Here is a 20205-nt window from a genome sequence, read left to right as displayed (position 1 = left end):
GCCCCACAATAAGCCTTAACAACTTTCATCAACTGAATAGGAGTTAAGGCAATGCCTAACACTACCCATGCAACACCCACCAATAAGCTAAACCTAGCTTATCTATTGGCGAACCCTAAAGAGCTTTATCAAGTTAAACAGATAGCCGATGTATTCCATAAGCACCCTGAGACAATCAGGCGGTGGATTAAAACGGACAAGATCACAAAGCCGTTATCTATCAATGGCGTTTACTACTTCAAAGGTAGCGACATTGTGGATTATCTAAACGCTACTAATGAGGGGGCTTAATTATGAATAAGCAACCACACATCCACCCCAGCGTATCAATCGACACCCCAGCCCACCGCCTAGTGACCGTGGATAGTCTGTACTTGCGCGTTATGAATGACCGCGTTCAGGATATTTACCGCGATACGGAACACTTAGCCACCGCGCTTGATGCTATCAAAACTAAAGACGATGTTAGCCAAGGCGTTTTGGTTGCAGTCAAAGCCGCACTTTATACCAATAGTGAGCTGGCAGGAATCATAAGCGATATGTTTTGTGAACACGCATTGTCGTACCAAACGGAGGTAACAGACTATGAGTAACAACAACCGCAAAACTAACCTTGAACCCCACAACGAGGCAGATAATGGCAATGAGCCACCTAAGTATGGCTTACTGCCTAGTTTTATCATATTCATGGCATGGGTGGCAGGTATAGGCTTGCTACTGTCACTCATTGCTTGCCAGCCAGTGAGTGCAAAACCGATTGCAAGTGATGGCGACAGCCGTAATCATAGCCTCACAACAACACGTTCATGGGCAAAGCCAAGTCATCAATCTTTGGCTATTTTTGCGTCTAAAACTGACCTGATTAACACCCAGCAAGTTACCACGGACATGAATAACAGTGTGACAAGCAGTAATCGTTATACCTATGACACTGGACACAGTGCCGTACGTTATGACGGGTTAAGTGAACCTAATACAATACCCTTTTTGGGGAATAAGTTCCGTCGTCTGAACGCGATTGTTAATGACCTGTCACCCTATTTTTTTACGGGCGACAAAATACTAACTAATTGTTCAGGAGGCTATCATGCCTAATTCCATCCGTACGACTTCAAACACCCAAACCACGACCAACACACACCAGCCACATTTAAGGCAGGTGACAGCGTTTTGTGCCCTTCATTCAGCCCCACCCTTACCCCCGATAGTTTCAGCAAACACGCCAAGCGCAAAAGCTACTATAAAAAATATAGAGCTATGCGCCAGCCGAACCAGTCGCAAGCAAGGAGGACTAGATGACCACCACACCAACAAACACGCATGAAAAAGCCCATGCGGACAACATGGGCGACTTCATTGATGAACGGGAATTACTTAAAGACTATAAACCAGTCACACGGCAAGGACTGGCAGACGACAAGCTATTGCTTAAACTATATGACCTACTACCGCCTAATAGCTTGCTCAACGTCACCGACAATCTTACTACAGATGACGCGGTATTAGTACCGACCGCTGGCACGATAGCCCTAAGATTGACCGATAAACAAGGCGATATTGTAGGCGCAGTATTCTACACACCAAACAGCAAAGCAAAGCCCATTGTCATTGACCCTACAGGGTATGGCGCTATCGTCATTGGTGACTTCAACAAAGCTAATGAGGTGCTAGCGTTCGATGACTTAGAGAACGGCATAGATGCTTATGCGTGCCTGATGGCTAGTGATAAGACTATTATTGTCAGCCCTCAAAAGACTAATCAGCACCTTAAAAAAATGGTTCAACATTGGAGCAGCGCCGCGCCCGTTACCGTACCTATGACACTTGATAATAAGGTCTTAATAAACCTATTGGCAGGTGTGAAAGCTCAGGCATTGGTTACTATGGCTGATATTGTCACGATGCTACAAGATGACAGTTATGAGGCAATACTGGCAGCTGATGACACCCAGCTAATTAGCTTACAAGATACCGCCTACTATCCTGAATGGCGTAAAGACAAAGCCCCACAGCTTAACGCGCCTATGGTTCATGATGATGGACGTTTTGAGCTATACCATGACGGGTTATTTTTTGTGAGATATAACCTTGATGATCCAGCAAATATAACCTTTAAGTTTAAGGCGTTTGTTTGTTCACCGATTGAAGTTATCGCAAAGACACGGGACACAAGCAGCGGTACATGGGGGCGGCTATTGCAATGGCGTGATGATGATGGTGTGCTACATACGTGGTCAATGCCGTTATCACTGCTACAAGGTGATGCCCGTGAGTATCGTAGAGAGTTAGCCAGTCAAGGATTAAACATTACTACCAACAGTAAACAGCGCAATTACTTAGACACTTATATTCAAGACTATCCTATTCATAAACGGGCGTTATGCGTGGATAAGCTAGGCTGGCATGATGAGCAATATATATTGCCTGATGGCGCAATAGGCGGCGATGGTAAGCAGTTAATCGTCTATCAGGCAGCCCATGCAATCAACAGCACCATAGCCCAGCAAGGCACACTAGAACAATGGCGTGATGAGCTATGCAAACCACTAGCAGATCAAAGCCGTTTTGTTTTCTCTATTGCTTGCGCGTTTGCTGGGCAGTTACTAGAACCTTTAGGCAGTGATAGCGGCGGTTTTCATCTTTTGGGTTCAAGTAGTATGGGTAAGTCTTTATCGCTTAAAGTGGCAGCTGGTGTATGGGGTAAGCCTGACAGCTATACTAAGACATGGCGCAGCACTGATAATGCCTTAGAGGGCACAGCAAGCGAGCATAACGACAGCTTTTTACCACTTGATGAAATCAGTGAGGGCAACCCCACTATATTGGGTAATATTATTTATATGCTAGGTAATGGTACAGGCAAAGGTAGGAGCACCACCACGGGGCACAATCGCATAGCCAAAACGTGGCGCATTATCTTTTTATCTAATGGTGAAAAGACAGTAGAGCAAGAAATGGCACAAGCAGGGAAAAAGACCAATGCAGGGGTTGAGGTTCGAGTAGCGCATATAGATGCTGATGCTGGCAAAGGCTTAAAGACTTTTGATAGTTTGGTACTGGCAAAGACAAGCGAAGCCCAAGCCGATAAAATCAAAGAGCTGTCACACGCTTATTATGGCGTTGCTGGCATGGCATGGCTTGAACATATCACTATCGACAAAGCAGCGACCACAGCCACCGCCAAGCAGTTGATAGAGGACTTTATGAGTAATTATAGCGACCTTGCAGCACAAGCGCATAGAGTAGCTAAACGGTTCGCTATTGTTGCCGCCGCTGGTGAAATGGCAACGCTGGCAGGTATTACAGGCTGGCAAGCAGGACAAGCAACCACAGCCGTTAGGGCATGTTTAGATAATTGGCTTGATAACTATGGGCGTGATGGTGAGCATGAGCAGCGCCAAATCATTAGCCATATTCAAGCGTTCATTGAACAGCATGGCAGTAGCCGCTTTCAGCCCTTGCGTGACTCTACCTTTACAGATGATGAGCGGAGAGTGATTAACCGTGTTGGGTATCGTAACTATGATACTGATGACTTTTATTTTCTATCTAGTGCATTTAGTAAAGAGGTATGCCCACCGTATGATATGAAAAAAGTAGTTCAAGTGTTAGATGATGCAGGATTGCTAAGTAAGAATGAGCCAAATAAAAAGACGTTACGGATTACTTTGCCAAAATCAAAAACCCGTTCCCGTGTCTATGCGGTCAAAGGTGACATATTAAGTTATGAAACCGATAAAACCACATGGACAGCGCGGACACAAGGGACAGACCATACACAGCAAGGGCTAAGAGGTGTCCCCAGCCAAAATGACCAAAGCGGACAGCGCGGACACAGTGAGCAGCAAGGGGGTGAAGTGTCCGCCTTGTCCGCCACCCCAAAATCAAGGGGGACAGCTGTAAGCCCAGTAACCACGGGCGATGTCCCTCTGTCCGCCTTGTCCGCCGTTAAAAAACAAAGTACAGAAAATGGCTTTATCGGCAAACCTGATGATGAGATTCCACCATTTGGTTGTAGTGCTGAGTGTTTTTAGTTGATCAATAAATAATAATGTTAAAAGGCAGATGTTTACCATCTGCCTTTTTTTGTGGCTTGCACTTATAAGTGAGAAATCACAGCCAACGACTAAAACCCGACAAAATATAACTGTATTGTTGTATTATGAGAAGATATAAAAATAGAGATCTGATCCATGACTGACTTTACACCACTAGGTAGTTATATGGCATCCTTGCCAGCCGATAGACAGCAAGTTATTAATGACAAATCTAAACTACTAAGCCAATCCATCAAGCTTGCCAAACTACGCAAGATCAAGCGGCTGAAACAGACTGAGCTTGCAGCCATGATGAATGTATCACAAGCTAATATCTCAAAGGTTGAGAGCGGTAAGGATATTCAGCTATCGACCTTACAAAACTATGTCAGAGCGTTAGGCGGTGAGGTGAGTATTATCGCTAAGATGCCTGATCGTATTGTCACTTTAATATAACCTGTGACTGACAGCTAATAAAAACTGATAAATATCAATTCATAACTTACGGCTTAGAAGGCTGAACGTATGCTAAACAAAAAAAGACAAACCGAATCAGACGCAAGACTGCGACATATTGACCCCGCAATATTTAACGCAGGCTGGCAGGTTGAGCAGATCTTTACTGAATATTACTTTATTGATGGTGAAGTAATGGTGCGCGGCAATACTACTAAACGCAAAGATAGAAAGTTTTGTGACTATCTACTGACCACCACCAATCTTGAGACACCGCTTGCGATTGTTGAAGCAAAAGCTGGCTATATATCGGTAGGTGATGGTATGCAGCAAGCCATTGAATACGCGACTATCTTAGATGTGCCTTTTGCTTACTCAACGAATGGCAAAGGGTTTTTAGAACACGATATGCTTACAGGCAGTGAACGTGAGCTTAAAATGAGTGAGTTTCCAACGCATGATGACTTGTTTGAGCGCTACAGCATGGTCAAAGACCTAACACCAACCCAGCAAGAAGTCATCCGCCAGCCGTATTATTTTGATAGCTTTAAACGTATGAAGCCGCGCTACTATCAGCGCATTGCCATTGATCGCACCTTAGAAGCGGTCACGGGTGGTCAAAACCGGATATTACTGGTGATGGCAACAGGAACGGGTAAGACGTACACCGCCTTTCAGATCATCTGGCGTCTTAAGCAGTTGGGGCTAAAAAAGAAGGTGCTTTATTTGGCTGATCGCAATATCTTAATTGATCAAACCATCCAAAACGATTTTAAGCCCTTTGAAAAAGTTATCACTAAGGTGCAAGGACGCGAGCTTGACAGCGCTTATGAGATTTATATGAGCTTGTATCAGCAGATGGCAGGAGAAACCGAAGAAGAACCGTTCAGACAGTTTCAGCCAGATTTTTTTGACTTAATTATTGTTGATGAGTGTCATCGCGGTAGCGCAAGGGAAGAATCCTTATGGCGGCGCGTACTGGATTATTTTAGTAGCGCCACACAAATTGGTTTAACCGCCACACCAAAAGAGAGTAAGGAAGTTAGTAATATTCACTATTTTGGGGAGCCAGTTTATACCTATAGCTTAAAACAAGGTATTCAAGATGGTTTTTTAGCACCGTTTAAAGTAATCCGCGTCCATCTTGATAAAGATGATAAAGGCTGGCGACCTGAAAAAGGCAAGACAGATATAGAAGAAAATATTGTTGAAGATCGAGAATACAATCTAAAAGACTATGACCGTAAGCTAATCATAGATGAGCGTACTCAGACCGTAGCTAAGCGTATTACCGAATGGCTAAAGAGTAATGACCGATTTGCCAAAACCATTGTATTTTGTGTCGATATTGACCACGCTGAGCGTATGCGACAAGCGCTAGTTAATGAAAATACGGACATGGTCAGAGATAATCCCAAGTATGTGATGCGTATCACAGGTGACAATCCGGTAGGTAAAAAGCAGCTTGATAACTTCATTGACGTAAAAGAGACCTATCCCACCATTGTCACCACTTCAAAGCTTATGACCACAGGCGTTGATTGTAAGACCTGTAAGCTTATCGTGTTAGATAGTAATATAGGCTCAATGACAGAGTTCAAACAGATCATTGGGCGCGGTACACGGCTCAAAGAAGATGCTGGCAAGCTGTATTTTACAATTATGGATTTTCGCGGTGTGACTAAGCTGTTTGCTGATAAAGACTTCGATGGCGCACCCGTTCAGATTATGGAAGTGCCAGAAGGCGGCGATATAGAGGACGCCGAAGAAGTCAGCGAGGACACCAAAGACGATCAAGAAGACTGGGAAAACGGCGAGGACACCACACCTACGGACGATAGCGCTACAGGCGGCGGTAAACCCTTTGTACCGCCTACTGGTGGCGGTGAGAAAGTCAAAAAAATACGGGTTAATGGCGTGGATGTGCAGATCGCATCCGAACACGTTAAGTTCTATGACGAAAATGGCAAGCTGGTTACAGAAAGCCTCATCGACTACAGTAAAAAGAATATCCTATCTGAATATGCCACGCTTGATAACTTCTTAAGCGCGTGGCGGTCAGCGGATAAAAAACAAGCCATTATCGACCAGTTAGCAGAACACGGCGTATTGCTCGAAGTGCTAGAAGAAGTAGCAGGGAATAAAGACTTAGACCCGTTTGACCTGATATTACACATCGCCTATGATAAGCCGCCATTAACTCGCGCTGAACGTGTCAAAAATGTCAAAAAGCGCGGCTATTTATATCAATACGATGACACTTGCCAGCAAGTCTTAGACGCGCTATTGCACAAATACATGGATGAGGGCGTATTGTCGCTACAGGACACGACCTTGCTTTCCATTGACCCATTCAAGCAGATTGATAGCCCTATGAACATCGCCAAACTATTTGGCGGTAAGCAAGCCTATCTTGAGGCGGTTAGAGCGCTTCAAGAAGAGATTTACATGTTAGACGCGGCGTAGTGCTGTTTGATAATAATATGAAAGACTAAAAATCATAGATTAGGAATACCCATGAGTTTAGGCAGTTTTGTAAAAAATATTCAAAATATTATGCGCGGTGACAGCGGTATTAATGGTGACGCCCAGCGTATTGAGCAGATGACATGGCTTTTATTTTTAAAAGTTTATGACGTAAAAGAAGGGGAATGGGAGTTTAACGACACCAGCGGTAACTATCAGTCAGTCATTCCAAACGAATACCGCTGGCAAAATTGGGCAACCGATCATAAAGACGGCAATGTTAAAACGGGCGATGAGCTACTAAACTTTGTCAATAATGAGCTGTTCCCAGCGCTACAAGGTATTGTCATTACTCCTGACACGCCTATGAGTAAGGTTGTGGTCAAAAAAGTGTTTGAAGATGCCAATAACTTCATGAAAGATGGCGTACTGCTGCGCCAAGTCATCAATGAGCTTAACGGTATAGAGTTTGATACTTACAAAGACCGTCATGCCTTTGGTGAGATTTACGAGACCATCTTAAAGAGCTTACAAAGCGCGGGTAATGCTGGCGAGTTCTATACCCCTAGAGCGGTGACAGACTTTACCGTTCAGATGCTAGATCCAAAACTGGGGGAGACCGCCGCCGACTTTGCTTGCGGTACGGGCGGATTTTTGACCTCAGTGCTAAAGCATTTAGAGCCTAAGATAAACACACCTGAAGACAATCAAAATTATAAAGACAGTATTTATGGTATTGAAAAAAAGCCCCTGCCATATCTGTTAGCTGTCACCAATATGCTATTGCATGACATTGACCGCCCACAGATTCATCATGACAATGCTTTGCAGCTTAATGTCCGCGAATATAGTAATGAAGACTTGTTCGATATTGTCATTATGAACCCGCCGTATGGGGGAACAGAAGGCAATATGATTAAAAACAACTTTCCATCGGATCTGCAAAGCTCAGAAACTGCCGACTTGTTTATGTCAGTGGCGATGTATCGCCTAAAGCCCATTGCGTTAGGTGGCGGGCGTGCGGCGATGATTATCCCTGATGGTTTTTTATTTGGCACTGACGGCGCAAAAACGGCTATCAAAGCCAAGCTGATCGAAGAGTTTAACTTACATACTATCGTACGCTTACCAAATAGCGTGTTTGCCCCTTATACCAGCATCACCACCAATATCTTATTTTTTGATAACAGCAAAAAGACCGAAAAGGTCTGGTTCTACCGCCTAGATATGCCAGAGAATCAAAAGAACTTTAGCAAAACTCGTCCTATGAAGCTTGAGCATTTCGATGACGCTGTAGCGTGGTGGCATGACCGCAAAGAGATCAAAGACACTGATACCGATACCTACAAAGCCCAAGCCTTTACGCCTGATGAAATAAAATCTGAAGTCATTGACCTAAAGACAGTCACTGATAAAAAAGGGAACGAGACCATCGTCAAAGAAACCAAGGTCAGCTATAACCTTGATTTGTGCGGCTATCCCAGTGTAGAGGAAGAGGTATTAAGCCCAGAAGATACCATCCGCCAGTTTCATGAAAAGCGTGAAGAGCTAAACCGCCGCATTGACAAGCAACTGCTTAATATCGCAAGCCTCATTGGGTTAGATTTACAAAAGGCGGATCTCACATCGTCCTCACAAGCCGATACGGTTACAGAGGGTATTACAGACGCTCAGCAATCAACACAGCAGGACGGCTAATCATGGCACGACCCAAAAAGAACACCAACACCCACGCCTTAGCAGACAAGATGCGTAAAGCGGTGCTACAAGCCGCGATACAAGGCAAATTGACCCAGCAAGACGCTACCAAAGATGGTAATGCCCGTGAGCTACTGGCGCAAATAGAGACCGAAAAGCAGCGTCTGGTCAAAGCTGGCGAGATCAAGCGCCAAAAGTCACTACCTGATATTACTGAAGAAGAAAAGCCGTTTGATATTCCTGATAATTGGGTATGGGTCAGGCTGGGTGAAATAGTCTTAGTGAATCCAAGAAACAAAGCTGAGGATAGTTTAGAAGCGGCTTTTATTCCCATGACTTTTATTCAAGATGGATATAATAATGCTGTAACGTTTGAAGTTAGAGAGTGGGGAAAAATAAAGAAAGGCTACACCCATTTTTCAAAAAATGATGTTGTGCTTGCAAAGATAACACCTTGTTTTCAGAACCTTAAGTCAGCAATCATTCCTGATATACCTAATGAAATAGGAGCAGGAACAACAGAGATTCACGTCTTAAGAAATTTTGGATCTCATGTTGATTTAGATTATCTATTATATTTTGTTAAGAGCCCTGACTTTATCAATAATGGCGTGGCAACGTTTACAGGCACGGCAGGGCAACAGCGTATAGGCACTGATTTTGTTAAAGAATATTTGTTTCCTCTACCACCGTTAGCTGAACAACAACGTATTGCTGATAAAATCAAAGAAGTTTTTCTACAAATAGACGACCTTCAAACAGACGAGAACGCCTTATACGCGTTGCAAACCGCCTTTCCTAGGCAGATGCAAGCCTCACTACTGCAAGCGGCGATAGAAGGTAAACTGACCCAGCAAGACGCTACCAAAGATGGCAATGCCATTGACTTGTTAGCAGAGATAGAAAGCGAGAAGCAGCGGCTGATTCAGGCTGGCGAGCTTAAGCGCCAAAAGACCTTACCGCCCATCATTGAAGAAGAAAAACCCTTTGATATTCCTGATAATTGGGAGTGGGTAAGATTAGACCAGTTATCAATATACATTCAGAGAGGGCGATCACCTAAATATTCTTCTATAGAAGAGATCCCTGTCATATCGCAAAAGTGCGTACAGTGGACTGGTTTTTCACTTGAACTTGCTAAATTCATAGATCCTGAGACTAAAGAAAAGTATCAGCCAGAGAGGTTTTTGCAAGATGGGGATTTACTGTGGAACTCAACTGGTTTAGGAACCGTTGGCAGAGTTGCAAAGTATAGAGAAGAAAGAAATAAGTATGATATAGCAGTTGCTGATAGTCATGTAACGGTGATTCGTTTATTAAAGCAGTATGTACTACCTGAATATGTAGAGCTCTTCATATCAAGTCCGATCATTCAGCAGAACATTGAAGATATTTGTAGTGGTTCTACTAAACAAAAAGAGTTAGCAACCAGTACAGCAAAGAATACGGTTTTGCCTTTACCACCACTAGCTGAGCAACAGCGTATTGTTGATCTACTGGAACAAGCCTTACCTGAGATCCAAACCTTGAAAAATATTTAAAGATCATAGCCTAAGTATTTTTATAGTTTCAATTAAGGCAGGCGTTAAGCGTCTGCCTTTTTTGTGCCTGATAGTTTTAGCACTGCCAAACTGACCGCCCCGATGAAATCCAGCACGTGCAGCTGACGTAATTATGACTTGGCTATATTTTAATAATCACAATGCGCGTTATTTGCGCAGTAAACGCTTAACCAAAATCGGCACTATCTGAGTAAATGCACGATATTTGAACGGTTTTGCGCGACTGGAAACGGCATGTCAATCGCGCAAAACAACAGTAATATTGACACCTTTACACACACCAGCTGCGACCGATGCACGATAACGCATTAAATACGCAATCAATCACAGTCAGAATTGCGCGAAATGTGCGCTTTTGTGCGCGCGAAAACGGGTGTTTTTACGCGCAAAAGCGCACATATTGTGCAGGTTAGAGTTGTATGGGTGTTCATATTCCGCTCGTTCTCGCGCGCCCTTTGAGCCTTATTGAGCGAAAAAAAATAGACCATAACGTAGGTATTACGGGGCTTTACAGGAAACACGCGCAAAAAAACGCGCGATAAACGCTTAATTTTAGCGATATGGTGAGCGAAGTTGAGCGAACCATACGCTGCTAAGTTGAGTACGTGAGTATCAGATAATTTACGACATACTCACTATGATGATGATTATAAAAACAGCCCGCAATCAGCCAAGATAAATAGCGATTGTTTGTTATAGAAATAAACCATGTAATAAAGTAATTAACGGCTACCAATAGCCAAAAACTAAAGCTGATGGCTACCAAAACGGCTACCAAAAGTTAATGAGAAATTACTATTGATAATAAAATCAAATACTTAAGACAATAAAAAAGCACTACCGAAGTAGTGCCTATTATTATGCTGGTCTTGTAGTCTACTTATTTTACGTCTTTCCAAAATTCTTTATTGAGCAAGTAAACTGGAACCAGTAAAACAAGTAAGAATAAAATCACGAAGAAACCGATTACTTGGCGGTCATGACGAACAGGCTCGGCCATCCACGCCATAAAGTTAACCAAATCACCGACTTCAGATTCAAATTCTTCTGCACTCAGCTCTTCTTGCATGTTATGCAAAACGTGAGGCATCGCAGCGTTTGCAAGCACTAAATTATTAGCGCCCCAAGGACGACTTGGATCTTCATAGAACGATAATAGATAAGTATAAACCCAGTCATCACCGCGCAGTCTGGTCTCAAGCGATAGATCTGGCGGTGCTGCACCAAACCATGATGCTTGCACTTCAGGGTCAATCTCAGCATTAATATGGTCACCGATTTGATCAGTAGTGACCATCAGATACTTTTCGACCAGCTCAGGTGGTATCTCTAAATCTTTAGCAATGCGCGAATGACGAACGTACTGTGCTGAGTGACAACCCGCACAGTAGTTCATAAAAGTCTTTGCACCGTTTTGTAGCGAACCCTTATTGGTAAAATCAATAGGCGCTGTGCTACAAGCTAAGTGTTCTTCAACACCATCAGCATTGGTAAACGTACCGCATCCACTACCTGCTGCTAGTGCCGTACCAGCAGTCAAGGTTAATGCCGCGCCTAAGCCTAAACCTGCTAGGAATTTTTTTAGCGTGTTCATTAGTGACCTCCGGTAACGCGTTCTGGTGGCTGTTTACACTTCTCAATAGAGGTGTAAATTGGCATCAGTAAGAAAAACAAGAAATACAAAACAGTAAATACACGAGCCATGATTACTGCTGTTGGCGAGGTTGGCGTCGCACCTAAGTAACCTAATACTAAGAAGCTAATCGCAAATATGGTTAAAGCGATCTTAGATAAAATACCTTTATAACGCATTGAGCGTACAGGCGATCTATCAAGCCATGGTATCAAGAACAGTACGGCAATCGCAGCACCCATTGCAATCACACCACCCAGTTTATCTGGAACCGCACGTAAGATGGCATAGAAAGGTGTGTAATACCATACTGGTGCAATATGCGCTGGTGTTTTCAATGAGTTTGCTGTCTCAAAGTTTGGTGGCTCAAGGAAGAAGCCGCCGCCTTCTGGGAAGAAGAATACCACTGAGAAGAATAGGATAAAGAAGACAACAATACCAACCATGTCATGCACGGTATAGTAAGGATGGAATTCGATACCATCTAATGGTACGCCATTTTTATCTTTTAGCTTCTTAATATCAATACCATCAGGGTTATTCGAACCAACATGATGTAGTGCTACTAAGTGCATAAAGACTAAACCAACAAGCACTAGTGGAATAGCAACCACATGTAGCGCAAAGAAGCGGTTTAAGGTGATACCTGAAATAATGTAATCACCACGTACCCATTCAGCAAGACCGTCACCAATGACAGGTAGAGCAGCAGGTAGATTCAAGATAACCTGTGCACCCCAAAATGACATGTTGCCCCAAGGGAGTAGATAACCGAAGAAGCCTTCTGCCATCAATGCCAAGTAAATACCCATACCGATGAGCCAAATCAGCTCACGTGGTTTTTGGTATGAACCATATAGCAAGGCTCTAAACATATGCAAATAGACAACGACGAAAAATGCTGATGCGCCGGTAGAGTGCATATAACGGATGAGCCAGCCACCTTTGACATCACGCATGATGTATTCAACAGACGCAAATGCCCCTTCAGCACTTGGGTTGTACATCATCGTTAGCCAAATACCAGTGACTAATTGGTTGACCAGTACCACCATTGATAACACGCCAAAGAAGTACCAAAAGTTAAAGTTCTTTGGTGCATAGTACTTTGACATATGATATTCATAGGTTTCGGTCGCTGGAAAGCGCGCGTCCACCCAATGCATTAACTTTTTACCCATGCTCATATTAAGCCTCCCCAATCGTCAAGATGGTACCATCCATGTTGTAATCTGGGACAGGTAAGTTAAGCGGTGCAGGTACACCACTATAAACGCGACCCGCTAAATCATATTTAGAACCATGACAAGGGCAGAAAAATCCACCGTACCAATCATTACCACCCAAGTCAGCTGCGCCAACATCAGGACGGTAGTTCGGTGCACAGCCTAAATGGGTACAAACGCCTTCTACCACTAATATATCTGGTGAAATAGAGCGTCCTGGGTTTTTACAGTATTCAGGTTGCAAAGATGCATCAGAATCAGGATCAGATAATAATGGTTTTACTGACTCCAATGTGGTCAGCATTTCTTCAGTGCGTTTGACCACAAAGATAGGTTTGCCACGATATTTGATGACAACCATTTGTCCTGCTTCGATAGAACCAATATCTTGGGTCACTGCAGCACCGGCAGCCTCAGCTTTAGCGCTTGGGGTCCAAGAGCGGACAAAAGGTGTTGCCACAGCAGCTACCCCAGCTGCACCAATTACGGCAGTCGAGGCAATAAGAACTCTACGACGTTGTACGTTAACGCCTTCGGCATGGCTCATTAATACTTCCTCCAGGTGAATGAAATGGGATTATCCCACACTGGGTTTGTGGCTTAGAATAGAAACAATTATCAAGCCACGTTAGCTGTGCCTAATTTTGCTAATTGTTGCTATTCTAAGCTATTTTGGTCATAAAATAAATTATTGTGTTAAAAATAAAGCAACCTTGATAGGGCACACTAGAGCGTTAAACAGAATAATCACTATAAAATGCCTTGATTATCAATGTTTAACATAAGCTTTGTACCAACAAGGTATCAATAAGAATGTTACGAATAATGACCTTATGATTATTAAGGATATTCAGCAATAGGGAATGATACTTGAAATTAAGACAATGTTCACTAACTTTCAGCACATCACGACTCTGTAAGTAGTCGTAAGCTATTTATTACCGCTCTAAATAGTCGATTAGTAATAAATAGCGCTACCTTTAATAGTTTTTTTAAAATAAGTACTGTTTAAGTTTAATACTACATTCTAAAATTGAATCTCTATTAAAGGTAGTGTTTCAACTATTTATACTAATTTAATAATATTAACCTTCAAGTGTATTCCAGCGCTCAAGCTTATTCATCATTTCATCTTCGATAGCAAGTAAACGCTCACTGGCAGCCGTTGCTGCGTCAAAGTCTTGATTAAACCAAGTGCCATCAGCCAGCTTCTCTTCTAGCTGAGTTTGTTCAGATTCTAAAGTAGCAATCTCTTGTGGCAATGCATCAAGCTCACGCTGGTCATTAAAGTTAAGCTTTTTAGCTGCATTGTTAGGCTTTGTTACTGCCGCTGATTTATTAGCAGATTTGCTGTTAGCAGTAGTATTACTAGCCGATTTAGCTGCCTTAGAAGCTTCTTCACGGTTTTTTTGTACTAGATATTCTTGATAGCCGCCGACATACTCACTGACCGTGCCTTTGCCATCTTCATCCGTATCAAACACCCAGGTTGAAGTGACGACGTTGTCCATAAATGAGCGGTCGTGGCTAATGAGCAAAATCGTACCGCCAAAGCTTGCGACTGATTCTTCTAGTAGCTCAAGTGTTGCCATATCCAAGTCATTGGTTGGCTCATCGAGTACGAGAATATTGGCAGGCTTTAGTAGTTGCTTGGCCAGTAATACACGGTTACGCTCACCACCTGATAATGCCTTGACTGGCGTACGTGCGCGTTCCGGTGCAAATAAGAAGTCTTGCAGATAGCTCATAATATGCGTCTTACGACCACCGACTTCGACGAAGTCTGAGCCTTCTGAAACGTTATGCGCCACACTGGCTTCAAGATCTAGCTGATCACGTAACTGATCAAAGAAAGCGATTTTTAGGTTAGTACCCAATTCAACGCTGCCGGTTTTGATCACATCATCATCTGACATATCGAGTAGGGCTTTAATAAGTGTGGTTTTACCTGCACCATTAGGACCGACGATACCGATTTTATCACCGCGCATGATAGTCGTACTAAAGTTATCGACTAATACATGGTCATCATACTGTAGATGTAGATTCTTAACTTTACAGACCAGCTTGCCACTTTTTTCGCCTTGCCCCATCGTAATATTGACATTACCGACTTGTTCACGGCGGTCGCCACGCTCTTCACGTAACGCTTTTAGGTCACGAACGCGACCTTCGTTACGGGTGCGACGGGCTTTAATACCTTGGCGAATCCACACTTCTTCTTGTGCCAGTTTTTTATCAAAGTTGGCATTGTTCTTTTCTTCGGCTAATAGTTGTAGCTCTTTTAGCTCTTGATAGCGTGCATAGCCACCTTCGCCTTGCGTGACGTCATAGCTGGTCAATTGACCACGATCAAGCTCAATAATACGGGTTGATAGCTTATTAACGAACGCTCTATCATGGGTGACGAATAGCAATGTCAGACCTTGCCAATCGAGTAAGAAACGCTCGAGCCACTCAATACTATCAACGTCTAAATGGTTGGTTGGTTCATCAAGGAGCAGTACATCAGGTTTGGTCACTAAAGAGCGTGCCAATAAAACACGGCGCTTCCGACCACCAGACAGCGATGATAAGTCATCTTCTGGATCGAGACCCATCGTCGTAATCAGGCGCGTTGCTTCTCGCTCTAAATCCCAACCATGCACCGCATCGATATCATGCTGCAAGTCTGCCATACGTTCGCACGCATCCATATCACCATTGGCACATAAATCAGTTTGCGCATTATAGTTGATAAGCAGCTCGGCAGTGTGTTTGCTACCACCCATAACGATATCTAAAATTTTACCGCTAGTCTCGGGTACATCCTGCTCAAGCATGGCGACGCGCACGCTATTATTAATGATCACTTCGCCGCTATCAGGCAACAAGGTGCCATTAATCAGTTTAAATAAGGTGGATTTGCCTTCGCCATTGCGACCAATCAAACAAACGCGCTCGCCTGCATCGATAGCAAAGTCAATGCCATCAAGGATAGGAGCGACGCCAAAAGCAAGGTGGATATCTTTTAAATGTATCAGTGCCATAGAGTATCTTAAGCTTATATAATAGTGAGGTAGGGGTTGTTGCAAAATTTGCAGCAGTATAACATGCTGCCACCTAACTGTAGTGTGCGTAAATGGATTTATCAGCACGATTTTATGTCGGTTATTATATCAAACAACGTATGGCACATGAGCATCACCTCAGCCATCGCATCTAGTATTGAGAAAAATATGAATGAAGCAAATCCACATAATATGAAACCATCTAATCTTCAAACCGGCAACTTAGCCATACAAGCTGATCTACAATCGCAAGTGGTTGAACTACAGATGAATATGTCTCATCTTGAGTTAACCGTAGAAAGGCTTGACGAGGTCATTACCCGTCAAGATAAGCATATCCAAACGCTACAGCGGCAACTACAGTTCATTTATAAGCAAGTTGAAAGCCAAGATGGGGAAGGCGGCGTGGCACCATTTGACGTCATGGCAGACAGACCACCGCATTATTAACCATATTATTTGCTATCTATAAGCAGCAAATAAGCTGCACTACTTTTATTGAATTTATATGTGTATTTTCGAATAAATATACTCTGCAGTGACTATCCAGTCATATTAGAGAAATAATGTTGTTTTAGTGTACTAAAAACATTAGTATCCTTCACCTTAAGTATCGCCTACCTAACAAAGTTCGGTATAGCGGTAAACAACGTGGATGTTTGGAGATACACAATGGGCGCAAATTTTAATCTTAAAACCCTCACGGTAGCTATTGCTGCTCTTTCTATCGCTAGCGTCGCAAGTGCTGCTGGTCTTGACCGTTCAGGTCAGGATATCAGCGCATTTTTGCAAGATGGTGTATATGCTGAAGCGGTTTATACTTATCTAGATGCAGATGTCGCTGGGTATGATAATGCATATGTTGGAGACGATAAAAATGCCTATGTTCAGGGCAATAAAATTGACGATATCGCTGAGTCTTATGACTTCTTTCGTTATGGCGTAAAAGCAGATATCAACGATACTTTTAGTGTTGGTGTTTTATATGATGAGCCTTTTGGTGCTGCTGCTGACTATAGTGGCGACAACAACTTTGTTGCTCAAGGGGATCGAGATGCTACTATCAATGCTATATCGGGTGGTAAGATTAAAGATTTTGCATCTGCGGCTAAAACAGTAGGGGAAATTCAGTATAAAATTAAAAATAATATTGACTTAAGCGCTACAGAGCAAGCACAGTTAAAAGGACTTGGTCCAGCTGTAGCTAGTGCACAAGCAGAGTTTAATACTAAAGGTGAAGGTACCAACGTTGAGGTTCGTACTGAGAATATTACTGCAATTCTTGGGATGAAATTTGGTGAAAATAAAAACTTCCAAGTTTACGGTGGTCCAGTTGCTCAACAAGTGCAGGCGGATGTGAAACTGCGTGGACTAGCTTATAGCGCTGCTACTGGCTATACAGCACACATCAGTTCAGATCAAGACTATGGCTGGTTGGCGGGTGTATCTTATAGTAAGCCTGAAATTGCTCTACAGGCTGCACTGACATATCGTTCAGAAATTGAACATACTTTACCAATATTTGAACGCTATCCTGCCGCCAGTATCGAAAAAAGTGGTGAAATAGATATCACTACTCCAAAATCTGTAAACTTTGATTTTCAAACGGGTATTAACCCAACTATGTTAGCTACAGCAAAAGTACGCTGGGTACCTTGGAGTGATTTTGCAATCGTACCTCCTGTTTATACAGGCGTCAGCAAATCGCAGTATCCTGAAGGTTTGTCTTTAGTTAGCTACGATGAAGATCAATGGTTAGTAGAATTAGGCCTAGCAAAACGTCTAACGCCATTATTAGCGGTAACAGGAACAGTTGGTTGGGATAGTGGTGCTGGCAATCCGGTGACTTCTTTAGGTCCTATCGAAGGTTATTATAGTGCTGGTCTTGGCGCAAAGTATAATTTGACTGACAACTGGGCTATTTCCGCTGGTGGTAAATATCTATGGTTTGGTGATGCGAAAGGTCAAATACCAACGAAGAATATTGTTAGTAACTTTGAAGACAATGATGGCTTTGCGCTTGGTGTAAAGCTATCTTACCAAGCGAAGCAAAATTTCAATTAAGAAATTATGGCTTCAATTTAGATTAGACGATCTTAATAATTTCAAAAACGATCCTTAATGGGTCGTTTTTTTTATGTGTTAAACATACAGGACTATCGATTATTAGATTTAAGTTTGTCAAGGTTTAATTTAATAAGGTATTTAAATCATATTTGATAGACCGTTGTTTGTTAGTTTTATGCTTTAATAACTGTACTGAAGAGTCACTCTTGAGAAATAAAGTGTTTTAAGTGTTGTTTTAGTTTCAAAAAATGATTACTATTCATTTAGGACGTCGTTTACATAATCTTATATTTTAAGTAACAATACTGAATGTTAGTTATGTGGGCGGTTAAACAACGAGGATGTTTGGAGATACTCAATGCGCGCTACTTTTCATTTAAAAACTCTTGCTGTAGCGATAGCTACTCTTTCTGTAGCTAGTATGACTAATGCTGCAGGTCTTGATCGCTCAGGTCAAGATATCACGGCATTCTTACAAGATGGCACATACGCCGAAGCTGTATATACCTACATTGATGCTGATGTTAGCGGTTATGATAGCGCTAACAACGTTCCTAATAGTAATAGTTATGTTAAAGGTAATGCAACTGGAGATATCGCTGAGTCTTATGATTTCTTCCGTTATGGTGTAAAAGCAGATATCAATGATACGTTTAGTGTTGGTGTTTTATATGATGAGCCGTTCGGTGCTGCGGCTGCCTATAGTGGTGATAACAACTTTGTATCAAAAGGAGACCTTAATGCTTCTATCACAGAGCTAAGTGGTGGACAAGTAAATGGAGCAACCATTGGGCCTGCGATCGCTGCAGCAACTGCTATTGCACAGGACACAACTAAGACTGCACAACAAAGAGCTGCAGCTTTGGCACAAGTTAGAGCCCTTAGCACTATAGGTGCAATAGCACAAGCTGAAGCAGGTAATGCGGGTGAAGGTACCAACGTTGAAGTTCGTAGCGAAAGTATCACTGCTATTTTAGGCGCCAAGTTTGGTGCTAATAAAGAATTTCAGGTCTATGGTGGTCCAGTCGCACAGCGTGTTCAAGCGGATGTAAAATTACGCGGTTTAGCTTATGGTCCAGCGACTGGTTATACCTCGCATATTAGCCCAGACCAAGACTACGGATATATAGCAGGTGCATCATATAGCAAACCTGAAATTGCTTTAAAAGCAGCTTTGACTTATCGTTCTGAAATTGATCATAAAATGAAAATTTCTGAAACTTATCCAATAGCTGGAGCATTAGGTATTAATCCGGTTCAAGTTAACAATATGGAATTAACTACCCCACAATCAGTTAACTTTGATTTCCAAACTGGCGTAAATCCTACTACGCTAGCAACGGCTAAAGTACGTTGGGTGCCTTGGAGCGATTTCGTAATTACTCCACCATTATATAATGAAGTGAGTAAAGGTAATTATGGTCCTAAAGGCTTAGATTTAGTAGAGTACGAAGATGACCAATGGCAAGTAGAGCTTGGTCTTGCTAAACGCTTAGCGCCAGCTTTAGCCGTCAGTGGTACGGTTGGTTGGGATAGCGGTGCTGGTGATCCAACGACGTCATTAGGTCCTATCGATGGCTATTATAGCGTTGGTCTAGGTGCTAAATACAACGTTACTCCTGAATGGGCAGTATCAGCCGGTGGCAAATACTTGTGGTTCGGTGATGCTAAAGGTCAATTACCAACTAAGAAACTGGTTGGTGATTTCCAAGACAATGATGGTTTTATCCTTGGGATGAAATTATCTTATCAAGGAAAATAAAAACTTAATTAAGTTTTTTGCAAGTTGGTTTAATATTATACATAGATAAAATATAAATAAAAAAGCGGCCCATAATGGGTCGCTTTTTTATTGTTTGTTTATTCATTCATTACTTATATTCATGTATAGTCAGTCTTTTATAAATAAGATACAATCGTTTTAAAACAAGTGAAATGGTATAAGAATATATGACCTATTCAGCAGACTTTCGAGCGCAAGTGATCAAAAGTGTTAAAAATAAAGACATG

Annotated in this window: 16 protein-coding genes; 12 read left to right on the top strand and 4 right to left on the bottom strand. The window is 42.5% G+C overall.

The window, feature by feature from the left end; all coding sequences use genetic code 11:
• The first annotated feature begins 51 nt into the window (after positions 1-51).
• From WAZ74_RS09365 to WAZ74_RS09325, 9 genes are all read left to right on the top strand, one after another.
• Positions 52-291, top strand: a complete 240-nt coding sequence (locus tag WAZ74_RS09365; protein WP_422308034.1) for a helix-turn-helix domain-containing protein — start codon at positions 52-54, stop codon at positions 289-291.
• 2 nt (positions 292-293) lie between these two features.
• Positions 294-593 (top strand): hypothetical protein, encoded by a 300-nt coding sequence (locus WAZ74_RS09360; protein WP_422308033.1) that lies wholly within the window; start codon positions 294-296, stop codon positions 591-593.
• Positions 586-1095, top strand: coding sequence for a hypothetical protein (locus WAZ74_RS09355; RefSeq protein WP_422308032.1), 510 nt, complete (start codon positions 586-588; stop codon positions 1093-1095). The genes WAZ74_RS09360 and WAZ74_RS09355 overlap by 8 nt, the downstream gene beginning before the upstream one ends.
• A complete protein-coding gene (locus WAZ74_RS09350) occupies positions 1088-1324 on the top strand; it encodes a hypothetical protein (RefSeq protein ID WP_422308031.1) in 237 nt (78 codons plus the stop codon). The genes WAZ74_RS09355 and WAZ74_RS09350 overlap by 8 nt, the downstream gene beginning before the upstream one ends.
• Complete coding sequence (locus WAZ74_RS09345) at positions 1296-4034, top strand: DUF927 domain-containing protein (protein WP_422308030.1); 2739 nt, start codon at positions 1296-1298, stop codon at positions 4032-4034. Before WAZ74_RS09350 ends, WAZ74_RS09345 begins: the two co-directional genes overlap by 29 nt.
• Positions 4035-4193: 159 nt before the next feature.
• On the top strand, positions 4194-4493 hold the full coding sequence (locus WAZ74_RS09340) for a helix-turn-helix domain-containing protein (protein ID WP_422308029.1): 300 nt from the start codon (positions 4194-4196) through the stop codon (positions 4491-4493).
• A gap of 69 nt (positions 4494-4562) precedes the next feature.
• Positions 4563-6959, top strand: a complete 2397-nt coding sequence (gene hsdR, locus WAZ74_RS09335) for an EcoAI/FtnUII family type I restriction enzme subunit R (RefSeq protein WP_422308028.1) — start codon at positions 4563-4565, stop codon at positions 6957-6959.
• A gap of 51 nt (positions 6960-7010) precedes the next feature.
• The gene (locus tag WAZ74_RS09330; RefSeq protein WP_422308027.1) at positions 7011-8657 is read left to right on the top strand and encodes a type I restriction-modification system subunit M; all 1647 of its coding nucleotides are present in this window, start codon (positions 7011-7013) and stop codon (positions 8655-8657) included.
• Positions 8658-8659: 2 nt separating this feature from the next.
• A complete protein-coding gene (locus WAZ74_RS09325; protein ID WP_422308026.1) occupies positions 8660-10198 on the top strand; it encodes a restriction endonuclease subunit S in 1539 nt (512 codons plus the stop codon).
• Positions 10199-11099: 901 nt separating this feature from the next.
• Here WAZ74_RS09325 and WAZ74_RS09320 read toward each other — a convergent pair.
• The 4 genes from WAZ74_RS09320 to WAZ74_RS09305 form a co-directional block, all read right to left on the bottom strand.
• Entirely contained in the window at positions 11100-11813 is a 714-nt protein-coding gene (locus WAZ74_RS09320; RefSeq protein ID WP_422308025.1) for a cytochrome c1, read from the bottom strand.
• A complete protein-coding gene (locus WAZ74_RS09315; protein WP_422308058.1) occupies positions 11813-13033 on the bottom strand; it encodes a cytochrome b in 1221 nt (406 codons plus the stop codon). Before WAZ74_RS09315 ends, WAZ74_RS09320 begins: the two co-directional genes overlap by 1 nt.
• A gap of 7 nt (positions 13034-13040) precedes the next feature.
• The gene (petA, locus tag WAZ74_RS09310) at positions 13041-13625 is read right to left on the bottom strand and encodes a ubiquinol-cytochrome c reductase iron-sulfur subunit (protein ID WP_422308024.1); all 585 of its coding nucleotides are present in this window, start codon (positions 13623-13625) and stop codon (positions 13041-13043) included.
• Between the two features lie 538 nt (positions 13626-14163).
• A complete protein-coding gene (locus tag WAZ74_RS09305; protein WP_422308023.1) occupies positions 14164-16107 on the bottom strand; it encodes an ATP-binding cassette domain-containing protein in 1944 nt (647 codons plus the stop codon).
• Positions 16108-16254: 147 nt separating this feature from the next.
• Between WAZ74_RS09305 and WAZ74_RS09300 the strand changes: the two genes are divergently transcribed.
• The 3 genes from WAZ74_RS09300 to WAZ74_RS09290 all read left to right on the top strand — a co-directional run bounded on the left by WAZ74_RS09300 (position 16255) and on the right by WAZ74_RS09290 (position 19957).
• Positions 16255-16578, top strand: coding sequence for a SlyX family protein (locus WAZ74_RS09300; RefSeq protein WP_422308022.1), 324 nt, complete (start codon positions 16255-16257; stop codon positions 16576-16578).
• 222 nt (positions 16579-16800) lie between these two features.
• Positions 16801-18192 carry an outer membrane protein transport protein gene (locus WAZ74_RS09295; protein WP_422308021.1) on the top strand — a complete coding sequence of 464 codons (1392 nt, stop codon included), beginning with the start codon at positions 16801-16803 and terminating at the stop codon, positions 18190-18192.
• Positions 18193-18553: 361 nt separating this feature from the next.
• Positions 18554-19957 (top strand): OmpP1/FadL family transporter, encoded by a 1404-nt coding sequence (locus WAZ74_RS09290; RefSeq protein ID WP_422308020.1) that lies wholly within the window; start codon positions 18554-18556, stop codon positions 19955-19957.
• The last annotated feature ends 248 nt before the right edge of the window (positions 19958-20205 follow it).

The sequence above is a fragment of the Psychrobacter sp. genome, assembly GCF_049295055.1.
In the GTDB taxonomy this organism is placed as follows: Bacteria; Pseudomonadota; Gammaproteobacteria; order Pseudomonadales; family Moraxellaceae; genus Psychrobacter.
This window is presented reverse-complemented; position numbering and strand designations above follow the sequence as displayed.